The sequence below is a fragment of the Paraburkholderia sp. C35 genome, from assembly GCF_003121405.1.
In the GTDB taxonomy this organism is placed as follows: Bacteria; Pseudomonadota; Gammaproteobacteria; order Burkholderiales; family Burkholderiaceae; genus Paraburkholderia.
Genome location: NZ_QBUY01000045.1, coordinates 48,558 through 66,620, shown reverse-complemented (window position 1 = coordinate 66,620; position 18,063 = coordinate 48,558). Strand labels below are relative to the sequence as shown.

Below are 18,063 nucleotides of genomic sequence, written 5' to 3'. Positions count from 1 at the left end.
ACGTTCGAGTACGTTGCCGTGATGTCGAACTGGCTGTTGAACGTATAGCCGGCGCCGACTGCAAAACGCTGCTGCGCACGTGCCGACTGATAGCCGTTCGTCACCGCCGAGATGCCTGCCTGCCCACCGGCGTTCGATGTCGTCGTATCGGTGCCGAAGGTGCCGCCATTGACGTTCGAGTTGTTGATCTTCGAGAAGCCCACCGCGATGCCGATCGGGCCTTGCGCGTACTGGATCGCCGTACTCCACGTCGAGCCCGCGTACGCGCTGCCCGGCACACCCGCAAACGAATACGAACCGCTGAACTTGAAGCCGTACAACGTCGGCGACATGTACAGCAGCGTGTTGTTGGCGCGGTAAATCGTATCGAGGCCGTCGAGATCGCCCGCGTGCGCGCCGTAGAAACCGGTGAGCCACGTGGTCGGGCTATACGGCGACAGCAGCTGGTAGTACGACGCATACTGGCGGCCAGCCGTCAGCGAACCGTACGTATTGTTCGACACGCCGACAAACGCCTGGCGGCTGAACATCAGGCCGCTCGTCGACATGGCGCCCGTGTTCGCACTGAAGCCTTCTTCCAGGGTGAAGATCGCCTTCGTGCCGCCGCCGAGGTCTTCTGCGCCCTTCAGGCCGAAGCGGCTGCCCGCCCACACGCCCGTGACCATCTTGAAGGCCGAGTGGCCGCCCGTGGTCGAACCGAGCGAGGTCGAACTCGACTGATAGCCGATGCCGTTATCGATAATGCCGTACAGCGTGACGCTGCTTTGCGCAAACGCCGGCCCTGCCGTCGCCAGCGATGCGCCGATCACCAGCGCCGCCTTGACGCCTGCATAGTGCTTCTTCTCCATCCGTATCCCCTCCTGGGCGTGGTTGTTCATGTTGTTGCCGGGTGTCGTCGCACTGCGCGCTGATGAGTCGATGAATCGATCTTTTGCGCAATGCGTGCATTCTTGTTGCTCTGTTGTGCTATTCAGATACTGCTGGCCGTTGCACATCCCATGCGAAACGCCTCATTAAATGTGATGGATCGCCTCGTCGGTCAATGGATCACGCGCGCACGTTCCCTGAAAACGCTCGCTCGAACTCAAGCAGTTCACGCACCGCCTGTGCGACGGCGGCATGATGCTCGACAGGCGTTGCGCTCAGCAGCGGCAGGATCGGACCCATATCGGCGATGCCCGAGAACGTGACGGCGTCGTGCAGCACGCGGATCAGCGAGATGTTGTCGCGTAGCGTTTCGAGCGGCATAAAGGCGTCGTGGATGCGCTGGGCTTCGGCGGCACGGCCTTCCTTTGCGGCGGCCAGCAGACCCATCACCGCGTGCGACGCGATACAGCCGCTGCCCGTGGTCCACGCAGCAAGACCGAAGTCGCGCACATGCGTGAGCGCGGGACGCTCGCCCATGCCCGAGATCACACGCGATGCACTCACGCTTTCCAGCAGACGGCGCAGATAAGGATCGTTCGCTGGATTCTCGCGGACGATCGCGTACTTGACGGCGATCAGCGTGCCGCGATCGACGAGGCGCGCGAGCGTGTCGACATCGACATAGTCTTCGCTCTTGATATAGAGCGTGAGCGGCATGCCGGCTGCGTCGACGATGCGCGTCAAGCCTGCTTCGACGCCCGTCGGCGTCGTGAAGCCCGACAACGGCAACACCATCGCGGTGCGATATGCGGTCTGCGCGAGCATGCGCGCCTGGTCGAGCATCTTGCCGAAGTCCGGGCCGATGGCAGGAATCACGCGCGTGCTGGGCGCAGCGCTCGCCGACAGCATGTCGAGCAGTTCACGGTATTCGCTGATCGCCACGTGATAGAAGTTCGCATTGCCGCCGTACAGCAGCGTACGCACGCCGCCCGCTTCGATATGACGGATCAGTGCCTGGTTGGCGGCGACATCGAGCGACAAATCGGCGCGGCGCGCCAGCGGCGGGACTGCCATCACGGTCGACGCAAACTCGCGCTCGACGATCTGCGACTCGTTCATAAGATCCCGTGGTTCGAATGGGTGGCGGACAAGTCAGCAAATTATCAGCCGCGTGTTAACGTTGTCAAACAACATTTGAACGACTCAGTGTTTTCCATGAAATCGTTTGACAACACTTTTCTACTTGTCCCGGCACAGTCGCCATGGCTGGCGACAAACGGGTACATTGGAAGACCGGCACCCGCCGTGCCGAAAGGAGACTGACGATGATCAAGTACGCATTGTTCGCGCGCTTCGAAGCGAAGCCCGGCAAGGAAGCCGAGGTCGAAGCGTTCCTGCAGAAAGGCCTGGAGCTGGCGAACCAGGAAACCACCACGCCGATCTGGTTCGCGCTGAAGATCGCCGAGCGCACCTACGGCGTATTCGACGCCTTCCCGGACGAAGCCGGACGTCAGGCGCATCTCGACGGCCCAATTGCCACGGCGTTGATGGGTGTCGCGAACGATCTGTTCACCGGGCCGCCGCAGATCGGACGGATCGACGTGCTTGGGATGAAGAACACGCTCGGCCGGGGCTCGCCACTGACGGCATAAGGCCACAAACCCTATAAGAACAGGGAGACTCACCGATGCCCATTCGCATCGTTCGACTCGGATCGGCGCGCGTGCCGGATGAAGGCGTGCGTATCGGCACCGTGCGGCGCCCGCCGCGCGGCGTGCCGAAGGCCGAATTCGGCAGCCGCAATTACTACGACGTCTGGCTGCCCACGCTGTCGCCCACATCCGAACTCGTCAGCGAGGCGCTGGCGGCCACCACGGAAGCCGAGTGGAAAGCGTTCGTGCGCAAGTTTCGCGCGGAGATGAATCACGGCGACGCGTCGAAAGTGCTCGATACGCTCGCCGCCCTGTCTGCCACCGCGAACTTTTCGGTCGGCTGCTATTGCGAGGACGAGAATCGCTGCCATCGCAGCGTATTACGCGAATTGCTCATCGAACGCGGCGCGACGCTCGCGTAGCTTTCGCGCTCACCGTAGCTGTAGCTGTAACGCGTTGTGCCGACAGCGATCGCGGCGGTGTCAGCTTTGGCCATAACAGCAGACACCGCGCATCGCCTCACGCAATCGCGCCGCCGCCGTCCACCAGCACCGTCGATCCCGTCGCATAAGGCGTGCTGGCCAGATAGACGATCGCGTTCGCCACGTCTTCCGGCTGGCCGACGCGCCGTGCGGGCAGCCGGTTCGCCGCGCCTTCGAACATGCTGTCGCGCGCTTCGTCCGTGAGCTTCGACCAGAGCGGCGTCGCTATCAGTCCCGGCGACACCGTGTTCACACGCACTGGCGACAATTCCAGCGCCAGGCCGCGCGCCAGCGCTTCGAGCGCGGCGTTGATCGCGCCCTGCAGCACGGACGCCTTGCTCGGCCGCACGGACAGAAAGCCGGACACGAACGTCAGCGAGCCGCCTTCGGCGATCCGCACGGCGCGCGTTACGCGGTACGCACCCCAGAACTTGCTGTCCATCGCCTTGTAGGCGTCGTCGAGCGGCAACTGACGCACCGGGCCCGATGGCGTCTGCGCCGCCGAGATCACCACATGATCGTAGGGCTGTTGTGCGGCGAAGTACGCATCGACGGCGGCGGCATCCGTGGTGTCGAGTTCGGCCGTCAAGACGCCATGGCCGATCTCCTGAGCCGCCGCCGACAGCTTCTGCGCATTGCGCGACGCAATCGTCACCTGCGCGCCGAGTGCGGCGAACGACTTCGCTGCCGCTGCGCCAATGCCCGAACTGCCACCAACGATCAGCACACGTTTCGATTGAAGCGAATTCATTGTTATCTCCTTGAGAGAAAGAAAAGAGTGAGCGTTGCACGCGATTACTTCGCGACGACGCCAAGCTGCTGCAAGAACGTCAGGTTGTCTTCGAGATGCCAGTTCTCGGCAATCTGACCGTTGGCGACGCGGTAAATGTCCGTCGCGATGAAATCGACATTCTGGCCGTGCCCCTGCACGCCCTTGAACTGGCCCGTGAAGTGGCCTTTAAACCGCAGATGCACGACCACGCGGTCTCCCGTCACCACCATCTGCTCGATCTGCGCCAGCAGGTCCGGCACCGCGCCGCGCACGAATTTCGATGCCGCCAGCGGCCCGTCGATCCCCTGCGCGCGGCCCGGCGGCAACGTGCGATCCATGAAGCCGGGTGCGAGGGCCGCGCGGGCGAGCGTTTCGTCGCCCGTGCTCCAGAACGTGTCGTAACGGCGCGCCGCGAGAATCTGCGCGTCGCGCTGCGCTTTCGGGAGGCTCGGATCGATGGTCACATGCTGCGGCTGCACGAGGGAATCAGGCTGCGTGGCGGCATGCACGGGCACGGCGGCAATCGATGCAACGGCCAGCGCGGCGGACAGTGCGCGGCGTAACGTGACAGCGAATGGGGCAAACAGGCGGAACGACATGGTGGACTCCTCGAAGAGAAACAAAGCATTCGTTGAGTCATATGCTAGTCTTCGCGATAAGGAAGAAATACCGCTTTGCGACTGATTCATCCTTTCCCTTTTGCGAAGAATGAATGACACCCAATGACACCCGAATCGACAACCTGCCGGCACTGATGGCGTTCTCCCGCGTGGTGGCGGCGGGCAGCCTGTCGGCGGCGGCGCGCGACATGGACCTGCCGCTGTCCGTGGTCAGCAAGCGGCTCGCGCAACTGGAGAAGAGCGTCGGCGTGCGGCTGATCCAGCGCACCACGCGCCGTCAAACGCTGACGGAAGAAGGCGCGCTGTTTCATGCGCGCGTGGTGCGCATACTCGATGAGATCGAACAGGCCGAAGCACTGCTGTCGCAGCGCCGCCAGCAGGTGAGCGGCCTGTTGCGTGTGACGGCGCCCGGCCAGCTCGGCCGCCAGAAAATAGCGCCGCTGATCGCCGATTTCCAGCGGCTGCATCCGCAACTCACCGTGCAGCTGGAACTGACGGATGCCGTGGTCGATCTGGTCGAAGGCGGGCTCGATCTGGCTATCCGCTTCGGCAGTCTCGCGGATTCGTCGCTGATCGCGCGGGTGCTGGCGCCGAATTTCCGCGTGCTGTGCGCCTCGCCTGCCTATCTGGAGGCGCACGGCACGCCGGCACATCCGCACGATTTGACGGCGCATCGCTGCATCCTGATCGGCGACCAGCGGCGCGCCGAATGGCGCGTCGAGGGCGAAGACAGCATCGCCGTGCGCGTGGACGCCTCAATCGTCCCCAACGACGGCGAAGCGGCGCATCTGTTCGCGCTCGCCGATGCCGGCATCGCGGTGAAGTCGATCTGGGACGTGGGCGACGACATCCTCGCGGGCAGGTTGCGCCGCGTGCTGCCACGCCACGCGATGTCCGCCGCGCCGCTGCACGCCATCTATCCGCATAGCCAGCATCTTGCGCCGCGCGTGCGCGTGTTCGTCGACTATCTGCGTGAACGGCTCGCCCAAGCGTGGCGATGGGAAACGCTTTAAAACGTATGAGGACGGTTCAGTACACTGCACAACGATCAGCCCAGCGCTTCAGACAGACGCTCGATTCATACGGCACGGCATGCGCCGGGCATCGCGAGAATGCCGCCACTCCGTCCAAGCCCTGATTGCCGTTTGCCGGAAACCAGTTAGCCTGCCTTTCAAAGCTTCGATCTGGCACAGGTTTCGCATGCTTTTTGGGATAATGATTCACCAGGGAATCATGTAATTTGCAACTAGTGTCGGCGCAGACCGTCTGGATGATCGCCATCCGGTGCGCCGGCTGAATACATCAACACCGGAAGAGTCATCGACAATGGCCACAGCGACGCCCCGCACCAGCGACACCACCCTGCTCGAACCCAGGCACGCTGCACGTTTCACGCTCGGCAACCGGATCATGCTGAGCTTCGGCGCGCTGTTCGTGCTGATGCTGGTGATGGCCGCGATCTCCTGGACGCGGCTGCGCGCGATGGACGAGGACGCGCTCAGCATGGGCCGCGACTCGGTGCCCGGGCTCTACCTCGCCACCACGCTGCGCGCAGCCGCCAACGAAGGCTACGCGACGCTGGAACGCGCGATCTTCGTCGACAGCAGCGAGGCCAGCATCAAGGCCGATCTCGAACACATGCCGCAGGCGCTGCAGAAGTTCGATCAGGTCGCTGCGGAATACCAGGCCACGCTGTTCCGCGATCAGGACCGCGAGCACTTCCGGGCCTTCCGCGCCGCGTGGGACCAGTATCTGCCGCAACTGAACGAGGCGATCCGCGTGGCGCCTACGTCGAAAGGCGACGCGCAGGCCATCTTCGTCAAGCTCACGCCCGCGTGGGACAACGTGATCCGCACCGCGAACGACCTCGTCAACGAAAACCGCACGCAGGCGGACGAGTCCGCGAAGTCGATCCGCGATTCCGTGACGGGCACCGAGATCACGCTCGCCACCGCGCTGGGCGTGACGCTGCTGGTCGCCCTCTTCACCGGCTTCTCGCTGTATCGCGCGATTACGGTGCCGATGGCGAGCCTCGTCGATGTGCATAACGTGATGCGCACAGGCAACCTGACGCAGCGTCTGAAGCTCGGCCGCCGCGACGAATTCGGCACGCTGGAAGACGGCTTCAACCGGATGGCCGAAGAACTGAACAGCCTCGTCGCCCAGGCGCAAAAATCGTCGCTGCAGGTGACGACGTCCGTGGCGGAGATCGCCGCGACCTCGAAGGAGCAGCAGGCGACCGCAACGGAAACAGCCGCGACCACGACGGAAATCGGCGCGACCTCACGCGAGATTTTCGCGACCTCGCGCGATCTGCTGCGCACGATGAACGAAGTGTCGAGCGTGGCCGAGCAGTCGGCGACGCTCGCGGGCGCGAGCCAGAGCGGCCTCACGCGCATGGAAGACACGATGCGCAGCGTGATGGATGCAGCCGGCTCGGTGAATGCCAAGCTCGCGATCCTCAACGAGAAGGCCGTCAACATCAATCAGGTGGTCGCGACCATCACCAAGGTGGCCGACCAGACCAATCTGCTGTCGCTGAACGCCGCCATCGAAGCCGAGAAGGCGGGCGAATACGGGCGCGGCTTCGCCGTCGTGGCGACGGAAATCCGCCGGCTCGCCGAGCAGACGGCCGTCGCGACCTACGATATCGAACAGACGGTGAAGGAGATCCAGTCGGCGGTGGCGGCGGGCGTGATGGGCATGGACAAGTTCTCCGAGGAAGTGCGGCGCGGCATGCGCGACGTGCAGCAGGTGGGCGGACAGCTGTCGGAGATCATCCACGAAGTGCAGACGCTCGCGCCGCGCTTCCAGCTCGTCAACGAAGGCATGCACACGCAGGCGACCAGCGCCGAGCAGATCACGCAGGCGCTGTCGCAATTGTCCGAGGCCGCGCAGCAGACGGCCGAATCGCTGCGCCAGTCGTCGCAGGCCATCGACGATCTGACGCTCGTCGCGAACCAGCTTCGTACGGGTGTGTCGCGCTTCAAGATCGAAGCGTGACGCAGGTGCGAACGCACAACGGAAGCAAGAGGCACTGACACGGCGATGCTGTTTCTTCTCTTCGAACTCGACCGCGACCGCTATGCGCTCGACGCTGCCGACATCGTCGAAGTCCAGGCGCTGACGGCAACCAAGTCGATTCCCGGCGCGCCCGCGTGGGTCGCGGGCGTCACCGAGCGGCATGGCGAACCCGTGCCCGTGATCGATCTCGCACAACTGGCGCTGGGCCGGCCTTCGCAGCAGTGGCGCTCGACGCGCCTCGTGTTCGTGCGCTACCACGACGCGCACGAAGCCACGCTGGCCTCTGCGCGCGCAGCAGGCGACGACGAAACGGATGACGTAGATACGCCCGCGAGACTGATCGGCGTGATCGTCGAACGCGCGACGCAGACGCGCCGTATCGAGCGCGAGCAGTTCGCCGACAGCGGCATCGCGACGCCGCATGCCCGCTGGCTCGGCCCGGTCGCGAGCGACGAACTGGGCCTGATCCAGTGGATCGACGTGCAGCAGATACTCGACGACGACGTGAAAGCCCTGCTCTTTCCGCAAACCGAGCCGCATACCCGATGAACGCCGCGAACGCTTTCGTGCCGCGCTTCGAAGCCTGGCTCCTGCGGGAGACGGGCATCGAAGCGTCTTCGCTCGGCGTGAATGCGCTGGAACGCGCGGTGCTGGAGCGCGTGCGCGTGAAGTGCCTGAACGCAGCGGCCCACGATATCAGCGTTGCCGTCGATCCCGCCGACGTCGAAGGGTACTGGCAGCAACTCACGGCGTCGCGCGATGAACGTCAGGCGCTGATCGAGGCGCTCGTCGTGCCGGAGACCTGGTTCTATCGCGACCGCGAAGCCTTTGTCGCACTCGCCCGGCTCGCGAATGAGCGGCTCGTGCGCGATCCGGCGCATGTGTTGCGCGTGTTGAGCCTGCCGTGCTCGACGGGCGAGGAACCGTACACCGTCGCGATGACACTGCTCGATGACGGGATCGGCGAGAACCGTTTTTGCGTGGATGCGTTCGATATCAGCGCCCGCGCCATCGAGCACGCGCGCGCGGGCGTGTACGGGCGCAATTCGTTTCGCGGCCATCCGCTCGAATTCCGCGACCGGCATTTCACGCCGCTGAAAGACGGCTGGCAACTGAGCGAACGTGTGCGCGGCACGGTGCGCCTGTCGCAGGCAAATCTGTTCGACGTGCAGGCGGGCATGCAGGCGCCGTACGACTTCGTGTTCTGCCGCAACGTGCTGATCTATTTCGACCGCGAAGCGCAGGACCGCGCGATCCGGCTGCTCGACGCCAATCTTGTCGAAGGCGGCACGATCTTTGTCGGCCCTGCCGAAACCGGCCTGATGATGCGGCACGCGATGACCTCGGCGCGCATTCCGCTCGCGTTCGCGTTCCGGCGCAGCACGGCGGAAGAAGCGAATGCGGCCGCCACGGGCAGGCTGCCCGCTTCGAATGGCGCAGCCGTGACGGCGCAAGTCACCCGCACGCCCGCGTACACGACGCCGGCGCGCGATGGCGCGAAACCATCGCCCGTGAGCCGCCGCGCGTTCGCTTCGTCGCAACAGGTCGCGCAACGACCACCGCAACACGCTGCGGAACAGGCCGCACGCCCCGCAGTGCGCCCGGCGCAGCCGGCGCCGTCGTCCGCGCCCGCGTCAGACACCGCCATCCCGTCGCTCGATGCCGCGCGCCGTTACGCCGACGCCGGTCAGTTCGACGAAGCCGAACAGCTCGCGCATCGGCATGCGATCGTGCATGGGCCGAATGTCGACGCGTTTTACCTGCTCGGCCTGATCGCCGACGCGCGCGGACACGGCGCCGACGCAGCCGATTTCTATCGCAAGACGCTCTATCTGGAGCCTGCGCATTACGAGGCGCTCACGCATCTGGCCGCGCTGCTCGACATCGACGGCGACCATGCGGGTGCGCAAAACCTGATGCAGCGTGCGCAACGCTCGGCAGCACGCGCAGCCCAGGCAGCAACGGCGGACGACCCGCAACGTTCACGAGGATTCCATGCTGCACGACGTTCCTGATTCGCCAGGCGTGTCCGCGCGCATCGACGACTGCTGGAACCACATCGGCACGCGTGGCGACAACACGTGCCCGCGTCTGGCCGAATATTTCCGCTGCCTCAATTGCCCTGTCTTCGCGCAAGGCGCCGCGCGGCTGCTCGACCGACCGCTCGGCGATGCAGACCTTGCGCCTCGTGCTGACCACGCCGCCCCGGCCGAGCCGCGCGGCGCGGCGCGTGATGCCGCCGCGCCGCAGTCCGCCCTCGCCTTTCGCGTCGCGGGAGAGTGGCTCGCGCTGCCGACCCGCGTGCTGCGCGAAGTCGACGATATTCGCGCGATCCATTCGCTGCCGCATCAACGCTCGCGCGCGGTGCTCGGCGTGGTCAACGTGCGCGGCGCGCTGACCGTCGCGATTTCGCTCGGCGAACTGCTGAACATGGATCGCACCGCCGCCACGCAGCAGGCCGTGCGCAACGGCTACGCGCGCATGCTGGTCGCCGCGCACGACAGCGAGCCGGTCGCGCCGCCCGTGGCGTTGCCCGTCGATGAGGTCGAGGGCGTGATCCGTTATGCGGACGCCGAATTGCTGCCCGTGCCCGCGACGCTCGCTCACGCGACGGCATCGCATGCACGCGGCGTGCTGGCGTGGCGTGGCGGCACGGTCGGGCTGCTCGACCCTGCGCGGCTGTTCGAATCGATTGCCCGGAGCCTGCGATGACGGACGACGATCTGAGCCGTCAGTCGCTGCTCGAACTGTTCCGCGAAGAAGCCTCCGCGCAAACGCGCGTGCTGTCGGACGGCCTGCTCGCGCTCGAACACCGCCCCACCGACGCCGCCGCGCTCGAAGCGTGCATGCGCGCCGCGCATTCGCTCAAGGGCGCAGCGCGCATCATCGGCTTGCAGGACGGCGTCGATATCGCGCATGTGATGGAAGAGTGCTTCGTCGGTGCGCAGCGCGGCCAGCTGACCTTGACGCCCGCTCATATCGACGCGTTGCTGCGCGGTGTCGATCTGCTGCTGCGCGTGGGCGAAGCGAAGCCGGCAACGCCCGTGACGCGCGCCAACATCGACGAGTTCATCCAGCGGCTGACGTCGCCCGTGAGCGCCGCGCACGACACATTGCCCAGCGAGAACGAAGCGCAGCTCGACCCGGACGTTGATGTGTACGCGCAACTGCAGGCGCAGTTGCAGGCCGAAGCGCTCGCGCAGCGGCACGAAGCGCCCGCAGCGGAACCTGCCATCCAGCCGGAAGACGCGCCACCGCAAGCCGCAGCGCGCCACCCGGAGCGCATGCTGCGCGTGCGCGCGGCGAATCTCGACCGCGTGCTGAGCCTGTCGGGTGAAGTGCTGGTCGAATCGCGCTGGCTCAAGCCGTTTGCCACGTCGATGCTGCGCCTCAAGCGCACGCAGCGCGAGACCTCGCTCGCACTCGACGCGCTCTACGAGACGCTCGCCGAGCATCTCGACGACGTCGCGCTGTCCGCCCTCGCCGACGTGCGCACGGCACTCAACGGCATGCAGCACACGCTCGGCGCGCGTCTGGATGAACTCGATCACTACGACCGCAGCAGCTCCAATCTCGCGCAACTGCTCTACGACGAAGCGCTGCAATGCCGGATGCGCCCGTTCGGCGACGCGACCCACGCCTATCCGCGCGTGGTGCGCGATCTGGCGCGCTCGCTCGGCAAGCGCGTGAAGTTCGAGATCGTCGGCACCTCGACGCAGGTGGACCGCGACATTCTCGACATGCTCGACGCACCGCTCGGCCATCTGCTGCGCAATGCCATTGATCACGGCATCGAGACACCCGACGAACGCGCCGCGCACGGCAAGGCCGCTGAAGCGCACGTCACGCTCGAAGCGCGTCACAGTGCGGGCAAGCTGCTGATCAGCGTCAGCGACGACGGCGCGGGCATCGATCTCGAACGCGTGCGCGCGTCGGTGGTGCGCCGCAAGCTCGCCGATGACGAAACGGCCGCGCGTCTGTCCGAACAGGAACTGCTCGACTTCCTGCTGCTGCCGGGCTTTTCGATGCGCGACCAGGTGACGGACGTGTCGGGCCGCGGCGTCGGCCTCGACGCCGTGCATGAAATGGTCAAGGCCGTGCGCGGCGCGGTGCGCATTTTCAACGATCCGGGCCGCGGCTCGCGCTTCGTGATGCAGTTGCCGTTGACGCTTTCCGTGGTGCGCAGCCTGCTCGTCGAAGTGGGCGGCGAGGCGTACGCGTTTCCGCTTGCGCACGTGCGCCGCACGCTCGAACTCGCGCGCGCCGACATCGACATGCTGGAAGGCCAGCAGCACTTCGCGTTCGACGGCAAGCCGGTCGGCCTCGTGACCGCGCATCAGTTGCTCGAAGCGCAGGCCGGCGCGACGCGGGAATCAGTGTCGGTCGTCGTGATCGGCGATGAACGCGAAACCTATGGCATCGCAGTCGATAAATTTCTCGGCGAGCGCATGCTGGTGGTGCAGCCGCTCGACGCGCGCCTCGGCAAGATCAAGGACATCGCCGCCGGTGCATTGATGGAGAACGGCGATGCCGTGCTGATCGTCGACGTGGACGACCTGCTGCGCTCGGTCGACAAGCTCGTGCGCGGCGGCCAGCTCGACCGTATCGGCCGCGCGCAGGATGTGGCCACGCGTCAGCGCAAACATGTGCTGGTGGTCGAAGATTCGTTGACGGTTCGCGAACTCGAACGCAAGCTGCTCGAAAAACGCGGCTATACAGTGACGGTCGCGGTGGACGGCATGGACGGCTGGAACGCGCTGCGCAGCGGCACGTTCGATCTCGTCGTCACGGATATCGACATGCCGCGCATGGACGGCATCGAACTCGTCACGCTGATCAAGCGCGATCCGCTGTTCAAGCCCGTGCCCGTGATGATCGTGTCGTACAAGGACCGCGACGAAGACCGCCGCCGCGGTCTCGAAGCGGGCGCGGACTACTATCTCGCGAAGGGCAGCTTCCACGACGAAGCGCTGCTCGATGCCGTACGCGACCTGATCGGGGAGGCATCTGCATGAATATCGGCATCGCCAACGACCTGCCGCTCGCCGTCGAGGCGCTGCGCCGCGTGATCGCGCTGCGCCCGGAACATCGCGTGGTGTGGGTCGCCGCCAATGGCGAAGAAGCCGTCGATTTCTGCGCCGCGCAGACGCCCGACGTCGTGCTGATGGATCTGATCATGCCGAAGCTCGATGGCGTGGAAGCGACGCGCCGCATCATGACGCGCACGCCCTGCCCGATCCTGATCGTGACCAGCAGCGTCGGCGCGAACACGTGGCGCGTGTATGAGGCGATGGGCGCGGGCGCGCTCGATGCCGTCGATACCCCGACGCTCGGCGGACGCGGCATCGGCGAGGCGGCGCAGCTGATGCTGCAGAAAATCGACCAGATCGGCCGGCTGATGGACAAGCCCGCCGCGTTGCGTCAAACGGCCGTCGCGCCGCTCACGCGCGACGCGCAGCGGCTGGTGGCGATCGGCGCATCGGCGGGCGGCCCGGCTGCGCTGGCTACCGTACTGGGCGGCCTGCCCGCCGACTTCGCGGCGCCCATCGTGATCGTGCAGCACGTGGACAAGGTATTCGCCGACGGCATGGCGCAATGGCTCGACGGGCAGACGCCGCTCACGGTGCGTACCGCGCGCGAAGGCGATCTGCCGGGCGCAGGCGTCGCACTGCTTGCCGCCACCAACGATCACATGTTGCTGACACAAAACGGCGCGCTGCACTACACTCGCGAACCTGCCGAGATGCCGTACCGTCCTTCCGTCGATGTGTTTTTTCATAGTGTCGTCGAGCATTGGCCCGGCGCGGCACTCGGCGTACTGTTGACGGGCATGGGACGCGACGGCGCGATCGGACTGAAAGCGATGCGCGCGAAGGGCTACGACACCATCGCGCAGGACGAGGCGAGTTGCGCCGTCTATGGCATGCCGAAGGCAGCGGCGACGCTCGGCGCGGCGCGGCGGATTCTGCCGCTCGGCGGTATCGCGGATCAACTGGCGGCGTTCGCGCGCCGCTGATTCTTGCAGCACGGCAGTTGGGTAATCGGGTAATTGAGTTACAGCAGGCACGCAACGAAGCATTCGATGCAAGGGCGGCACGCAGTCAAACATAGAGATAGCGCATGACCAGCAATTCCGACAGGGGGACGCACATGGACTTCGATCAAATCGGGGCACGGGACCAGGGAGGTTCCACATCGACGTCGGCAGACCGCGCGAACGCCGCGCTCGAAGCCGCGCGCGCCGCGCTGGACACGGCCGCGCTGGCGGACATGCCGATCATGGTATTGCTGGTCGACGACCAGGCGATCGTCGCGGAAGCCGTGCGGCGCGCGCTCGCCAACGAGGAAGGCATCGACCTGCACTACTGCGCGAGCGCCGACGAGGCAATCCAGGCGGCCACCCATACGCGTCCCACCGTCATCCTGCAGGATCTGGTGATGCCCGGCATCGACGGACTGACGCTCGTCAAGGCATACCGCGCGAACGCGAAGCTGCGCGACGTGCCGATTATCGTGCTGTCGACGAAAGAAGAGCCGACCATCAAGGGCGCGGCCTTCGCAGCGGGTGCGAACGACTATCTCGTCAAGCTGCCCGACCGGATCGAACTGGTCGCGCGAATCCGCTATCACTCGCGCTCGTATGTGAACCTGTTGCAGCGCGACGAAGCGTACCGCGCGCTGCGCGAATCGCAGCAGCAATTGCTGGAAGCGAATCTCGAACTGCGCAAGCTGACGCAATCGGACGGTCTGACGGGCCTGTCGAACCGCCGCTATCTGGATGAATACCTGAACGCGGAATGGCGGCGCGGCATGCGTGCGCAGACGGAAGTGTCGATGCTGATGATCGACGTCGATAACTTCAAGCCGTACAACGACACTTACGGGCACGTCGCGGGCGACGAAGTGCTCAAGACGATTGCGGCGACGGTGGAAGGCTGTCTCGGACGGCCCGGCGATCTCGCCGCGCGCTTCGGTGGCGAGGAATTTGCGGTCGTGCTGCCGGGCACGTCGGCGGGCGGCACGCGGCTGCTGGCCGAAAAAATCCGCCTCGAAGTGGCGGCGCTGCGCATTCCGCACGCGGGTTCGCCGGCGGGCCAGCACGTGACGATCAGCGTCGGCTGCGCGACACACGTTCCGGCGCCGGATGCGCCGATGACCTCGCTGATCGAAGCGGCGGATCTCGCGCTGTATCGCGCGAAACGCGATGGGAAAAATCGGGTGGCGGCGACGGAAGGTGGCAGGAGCGAGGCGCGCGCGACGGCGGAGTGAGCGGGTGTGCAGATCAGGCGTGTGGCAATCCAGCCCGCGCTCCAGACCTGATAGTGAGTCGGCCACCAGAAAGAAAACCCCGCCAACGCGGGGTGTCGATTGATCGGACATCCATCACGCCGACTCCCGCTCCACCACACTAAACCCGACATCGACAAACGCACGCTCGCGCGCGCCATCGAGCCGATCGAGCAGCGCGCGCGCCGCGCTCACGCCAATCCGCGTCCCATCGACACGCACCGTCGTCAATTGCGGCGACGTCTCGGTCGCGAAGTCGAGATCGCCAAAACCGCAAACAGCAAGCCGCGACGGCACGTCGAGACCCATCGCCTTCGCCGCCCCGAGCGCCCCGATCGCCAGCAGATCCGAACCGCAAAACACGGCATCGACGTCGGGCGTTTCATCGAGAAGACGAGGCAACGCCGCCTTACCCGTCGCCACCGAGCTAGGCGGCGCGACGATCACTTCCGCCACGTTCATCACGCCCGCCTGCGCAAGCCGCTCGCGAAACCCGGATCGGCGCGCGAGCGCACGCACATCGCTGGCGGAGATCAGCGCCGGGCGCTTCGCACCACGCGCCAGAAAACGCTCCGCCACGGCTACGCCGATCTGGTAGTGCGAAAAGCCCACCAGCATGTCGATTGGCGTGGCCGTCATATCCCACGTCTCGACCACGGGAATGCCGACATTGCGCAAGCGCTCGCGCAAGGAATCCGTATGCGCGACACCCGTCAGCAACACGCCTTCCGGACGGCGGCTCAACACCGTATCGAGCAGGCTTTCTTCGTTCGTATCGCTATAGCCGCTCAGCGCGAGCAGCACCTCGTAACCTGCGCGCGACATGGTTTCGCTGAATACCTGAATCGTCTCGGAGAACAGCGAGTGCGCGATGGTCGGCACAATGGCCGCGATCAGCCGCGAACGCGCCGACGACAGACCACCCGCCAGACGGTTCGGCACGTAGCCGAGTTTCTGCACCACCTGACGCACGCGCTCGAGCGTTTCGGGCGCGACGGACGCGGGATTGTTGAAGACACGCGACACCGTGATGGGCGACACACCGGCTTGCGCCGCGACATCGGTGATACGCAAGCCCTTCGGGCCGCCGCGCGTGCGACGCACAGGCGTGGCGCTGCCCTGAAGGTCGATCGAGGCGTCGTCGGTAGGCTTGGCGGTTGGCATGTGCGAGTAGCGAATGATGTTGCGCGGCTATTGTAGCCAAGGGGTTATTCCGTCACCGGCGTACCGCTGACGCCCTGCGCCGCACCACCGCTGCGTCGCAGGACGAACACGGTGATCAGCGCGAAGATCAGCATGCACGCGGCGGGAATCAGCATCGGTGCGCGCGTGCTGCCGGTCGTCTGCTTGACGAACGGCACCAGATTCTGCGCGATGAACCCGCCGATATTGCCCAGCGAATTGATCGCGGCAATACCCGCTGCTGCACGCGCGCCGAACAGAAACTTCGGCGGCAGCGTCCAGAAGCACGGAATCAGCAGATACATGCACGGCGCGCCAAAGCACAGCGCGACGAAGCGCAGCGTATTGGTCGGCATGAACACCGACGATAAAAAGAACAGCATGCCGAGCAGCGCCGATGCCAGCATCGCGATGATCGCGCGATTGCCCACACGCAGTTTCGACGGCAGCCAGGCGAGCACGATGGTCGCCATCAGCCACGGAATGATGTTGAGGAAACCATTGGTGGTGTTGCTGACGCCGAAGCCTTTGACGAGTGTCGGCAGCCAGTAGCTCACGCCGTAGACGGAGATCGACAGCATCATGTAGTACAGCGCCATGCCGATCACGCGCGGCTCGGTGAGCACGCTCAGCAGTGTCGAATGATTCGCGGCACCCTTGCGCGCCTGCGCGCTTTCGCTATCCAGCGTGCGCGCGAGCCAGTTCTTTTCTGCTTCTGAGAGAAACGTCGCGGCGCGCGGCGATGCAGGCAGGCAGAACAGCACGACGAGCGTCAGCAGCACGGACGGAATGCCCGTTACGATGAACACCAGTTGCCAGCCCTGCAAACCGAACAGGCCGCCCTTGTCGAGCAGCCAGCCGCAGATCGGCGCGCCGACCATGTTGCCGAGACTGCTGCCCACCGTGAAGTAACCGAGCATCCTCACGCGATGCCGCTGCGGAAACCACAGCGTCAAATAGTAGATCACGCCGGGATACAGGCCCGCTTCCGACGCGCCCAGCAGAAAACGCAGCACATAGAACATCGTCGCGTTCTGCGTGAAGGCGAGCAGGATCGTCACGATGCCCCACGTCAGCATGATGCGCGCCATCCACTTCGGCGCGCCATACTTGTGCAGCAGCACGTTGCTCGGCACTTCGAAAATCAGATAGCCGATAAAGAACAGCGACGCACCCAGCCCATACGCCACTTCCGACAACCCGAGACTGCCCAGCATCTGCAGCTTTGCGAAGCTGATGTTCGAGCGGTCGATATACGCGACCAGATACAGCACGCCGAGCAGCGGCATCAGCCGCAACGCGAGGCGATTGATGAGGCGCGATTCGTCGATCGCGGAAGTGACGGTGTTCACGGTGTCTCCCGGGCCCGCTGCGTGCGCGCGGGCCTCGTTGTGCTGATTGCGGTCGTGACGCGGCGCGGATTACTTCTGCTGCGCCTCGCGCCACACCTTGTAGGCGGCCAGCGTTTCCTCGTTCGGCGGATACGTGCCGCGCAGCGGACTGCCTTCGGCGACGCGCTGCTGGATGAACACTTCGAGCTGCTCCTGTTCGCTCGCATCGCGCGCGACTTCTTCGGCCATTTCCTGCGGCACGATCACTACGCCATCGACATCCGCGACGACGATGTCGCCCGGATACACGGGCACGCCGCCGCAGGCGATCGGCACGTTCATATCGACGGCATGATGCTTCGCGAGATTCAACGGCGCACTCGCGCCCGCGCACCAGATCGGCAGGCCGAGTTCGGAGATCGTGCCGCTATCGCGTACCGCGCCGTCGGATACCATGCCCGCCACGCCGCGCTTCGCCAGACGCAGCGCGAGAATCGAACCGACCGATGCCACCGTGCGGTCGCCGCGGCAATCCTGTACCAGCACGCTGCCGGGCGGCGCGGTTTCGACGGCCTTGCGCTGGGGATGATCCGGGTTCTGGATCACGCCGACATGGTCCAGGTCTTCGCGCGCCGGGATATTGCGCAGCGTGAACGCGGGGCCGACGAGGTTCGGTGCGCCGGGCGCCGGCTTCACCAGCGGCGCGACGCCTTGCAGGAACACATTGCGCAAGCCGCGCTTGAAGAGTTGCGTGGTGAGCGTCGCGGTACTCACGTGACGCAGTTGTTCGAGCGCTGCGGCGCTCACGGTCGTTTCGGTTGCGGTCATGTTGGGTTGGCTGTGTCG

At 65.3% G+C, this 18,063-nt stretch carries 17 protein-coding genes; 10 read left to right on the top strand and 7 right to left on the bottom strand.

Going from position 1 to position 18,063, the window contains the following annotated elements; genetic code table 11:
* Both DK391_RS24420 and DK391_RS24415 read right to left on the bottom strand, forming a co-directional pair.
* The coding region (locus DK391_RS24420) for a porin (protein WP_109480569.1) at positions 1-848 on the bottom strand (848 nt) is incomplete at its 3' end.
* A 199-nt stretch (positions 849-1,047) separates the two neighbouring features.
* Positions 1,048-1,986 carry a dihydrodipicolinate synthase family protein gene (locus DK391_RS24415; RefSeq protein WP_109480568.1) on the bottom strand — a complete coding sequence of 313 codons (939 nt, stop codon included), beginning with the start codon at positions 1,984-1,986 and terminating at the stop codon, positions 1,048-1,050.
* 206 nt (positions 1,987-2,192) lie between these two features.
* On the opposite strand from DK391_RS24415, the gene DK391_RS24410 reads away from it, so the two are divergent.
* Both DK391_RS24410 and DK391_RS24405 read left to right on the top strand, forming a co-directional pair.
* Positions 2,193-2,519, top strand: coding sequence for an antibiotic biosynthesis monooxygenase (locus DK391_RS24410; RefSeq protein WP_109480567.1), 327 nt, complete (start codon positions 2,193-2,195; stop codon positions 2,517-2,519).
* Positions 2,520-2,554: 35 nt separating this feature from the next.
* Positions 2,555-2,941 carry a DUF488 family protein gene (locus DK391_RS24405; RefSeq protein WP_109480566.1) on the top strand — a complete coding sequence of 129 codons (387 nt, stop codon included), beginning with the start codon at positions 2,555-2,557 and terminating at the stop codon, positions 2,939-2,941.
* A gap of 97 nt (positions 2,942-3,038) precedes the next feature.
* Here the strand turns inward: DK391_RS24405 and DK391_RS24400 are convergent, their stop codons facing one another.
* Together DK391_RS24400 and DK391_RS24395 are read right to left on the bottom strand one after the other, a co-directional pair.
* Positions 3,039-3,752: an SDR family oxidoreductase gene (locus tag DK391_RS24400; RefSeq protein ID WP_239482934.1), complete on the bottom strand. Its 714-nt coding sequence runs from the start codon at positions 3,750-3,752 to the stop codon at positions 3,039-3,041.
* A gap of 44 nt (positions 3,753-3,796) precedes the next feature.
* Positions 3,797-4,372 carry an ester cyclase gene (locus DK391_RS24395; RefSeq protein ID WP_109480564.1) on the bottom strand — a complete coding sequence of 192 codons (576 nt, stop codon included), beginning with the start codon at positions 4,370-4,372 and terminating at the stop codon, positions 3,797-3,799.
* Between the two features lie 113 nt (positions 4,373-4,485).
* Between DK391_RS24395 and DK391_RS24390 the strand changes: the two genes are divergently transcribed.
* From DK391_RS24390 to DK391_RS24355, 8 genes are all read left to right on the top strand, one after another.
* Entirely contained in the window at positions 4,486-5,406 is a 921-nt protein-coding gene (locus tag DK391_RS24390; RefSeq protein ID WP_109480563.1) for a LysR family transcriptional regulator, read from the top strand.
* 313 nt (positions 5,407-5,719) lie between these two features.
* Positions 5,720-7,396 (top strand): methyl-accepting chemotaxis protein, encoded by a 1,677-nt coding sequence (locus DK391_RS24385; protein ID WP_109480562.1) that lies wholly within the window; start codon positions 5,720-5,722, stop codon positions 7,394-7,396.
* 45 nt (positions 7,397-7,441) lie between these two features.
* Positions 7,442-7,966, top strand: coding sequence for a chemotaxis protein CheW (locus DK391_RS24380; RefSeq protein WP_109480561.1), 525 nt, complete (start codon positions 7,442-7,444; stop codon positions 7,964-7,966).
* Positions 7,963-9,432 (top strand): CheR family methyltransferase, encoded by a 1,470-nt coding sequence (locus DK391_RS24375; RefSeq protein WP_109480560.1) that lies wholly within the window; start codon positions 7,963-7,965, stop codon positions 9,430-9,432. Before DK391_RS24380 ends, DK391_RS24375 begins: the two co-directional genes overlap by 4 nt.
* Entirely contained in the window at positions 9,413-10,129 is a 717-nt protein-coding gene (locus tag DK391_RS24370; RefSeq protein ID WP_109480559.1) for a chemotaxis protein CheW, read from the top strand. Before DK391_RS24375 ends, DK391_RS24370 begins: the two co-directional genes overlap by 20 nt.
* Complete coding sequence (locus DK391_RS24365; protein ID WP_109480558.1) at positions 10,126-12,432, top strand: hybrid sensor histidine kinase/response regulator; 2,307 nt, start codon at positions 10,126-10,128, stop codon at positions 12,430-12,432. Before DK391_RS24370 ends, DK391_RS24365 begins: the two co-directional genes overlap by 4 nt.
* Entirely contained in the window at positions 12,429-13,433 is a 1,005-nt protein-coding gene (locus DK391_RS24360; RefSeq protein WP_109480557.1) for a chemotaxis response regulator protein-glutamate methylesterase, read from the top strand. The genes DK391_RS24365 and DK391_RS24360 overlap by 4 nt, the downstream gene beginning before the upstream one ends.
* A gap of 134 nt (positions 13,434-13,567) precedes the next feature.
* A complete protein-coding gene (locus tag DK391_RS24355; protein WP_109480556.1) occupies positions 13,568-14,686 on the top strand; it encodes a diguanylate cyclase in 1,119 nt (372 codons plus the stop codon).
* Between the two features lie 114 nt (positions 14,687-14,800).
* Here DK391_RS24355 and DK391_RS24350 read toward each other — a convergent pair whose 3' ends face one another.
* The 3 genes from DK391_RS24350 to DK391_RS24340 form a co-directional block, all read right to left on the bottom strand.
* Positions 14,801-15,868 (bottom strand): LacI family DNA-binding transcriptional regulator, encoded by a 1,068-nt coding sequence (locus DK391_RS24350; RefSeq protein ID WP_109480555.1) that lies wholly within the window; start codon positions 15,866-15,868, stop codon positions 14,801-14,803.
* Between the two features lie 44 nt (positions 15,869-15,912).
* The gene (locus DK391_RS24345) at positions 15,913-17,238 is read right to left on the bottom strand and encodes an MFS transporter (protein WP_109480554.1); all 1,326 of its coding nucleotides are present in this window, start codon (positions 17,236-17,238) and stop codon (positions 15,913-15,915) included.
* Between the two features lie 69 nt (positions 17,239-17,307).
* Positions 17,308-18,045 carry a ribonuclease activity regulator RraA gene (locus tag DK391_RS24340; protein WP_109480553.1) on the bottom strand — a complete coding sequence of 246 codons (738 nt, stop codon included), beginning with the start codon at positions 18,043-18,045 and terminating at the stop codon, positions 17,308-17,310.
* Positions 18,046-18,063 lie beyond the last annotated feature (18 nt).

Bases quoted from the DNA above. Each gene is read 5' to 3' on its own strand.
- DK391_RS24415 (WP_109480568.1), bottom strand. From the start codon at position 1,986: ATGAACGAGTCGCAGATCGTCGAGCGCGAGTTTGCGTCGACCGTGATG.
- DK391_RS24410 (WP_109480567.1), top strand. From the start codon at position 2,193: ATGATCAAGTACGCATTGTTCGCGCGCTTCGAAGCGAAGCCCGGCAAG.
- DK391_RS24405 (WP_109480566.1), top strand. From the start codon at position 2,555: ATGCCCATTCGCATCGTTCGACTCGGATCGGCGCGCGTGCCGGATGAA.
- DK391_RS24400 (WP_239482934.1), bottom strand. From the start codon at position 3,752: ATGAATTCGCTTCAATCGAAACGTGTGCTGATCGTTGGTGGCAGTTCG.
- DK391_RS24395 (WP_109480564.1), bottom strand. From the start codon at position 4,372: ATGTCGTTCCGCCTGTTTGCCCCATTCGCTGTCACGTTACGCCGCGCA.
- DK391_RS24390 (WP_109480563.1), top strand. From the start codon at position 4,486: ATGACACCCAATGACACCCGAATCGACAACCTGCCGGCACTGATGGCG.
- DK391_RS24385 (WP_109480562.1), top strand. From the start codon at position 5,720: ATGGCCACAGCGACGCCCCGCACCAGCGACACCACCCTGCTCGAACCC.
- DK391_RS24380 (WP_109480561.1), top strand. From the start codon at position 7,442: ATGCTGTTTCTTCTCTTCGAACTCGACCGCGACCGCTATGCGCTCGAC.
- DK391_RS24375 (WP_109480560.1), top strand. From the start codon at position 7,963: ATGAACGCCGCGAACGCTTTCGTGCCGCGCTTCGAAGCCTGGCTCCTG.
- DK391_RS24370 (WP_109480559.1), top strand. From the start codon at position 9,413: ATGCTGCACGACGTTCCTGATTCGCCAGGCGTGTCCGCGCGCATCGAC.
- DK391_RS24365 (WP_109480558.1), top strand. From the start codon at position 10,126: ATGACGGACGACGATCTGAGCCGTCAGTCGCTGCTCGAACTGTTCCGC.
- DK391_RS24360 (WP_109480557.1), top strand. From the start codon at position 12,429: ATGAATATCGGCATCGCCAACGACCTGCCGCTCGCCGTCGAGGCGCTG.
- DK391_RS24355 (WP_109480556.1), top strand. From the start codon at position 13,568: ATGGACTTCGATCAAATCGGGGCACGGGACCAGGGAGGTTCCACATCG.
- DK391_RS24350 (WP_109480555.1), bottom strand. From the start codon at position 15,868: ATGCCAACCGCCAAGCCTACCGACGACGCCTCGATCGACCTTCAGGGC.
- DK391_RS24340 (WP_109480553.1), bottom strand. From the start codon at position 18,045: ATGACCGCAACCGAAACGACCGTGAGCGCCGCAGCGCTCGAACAACTG.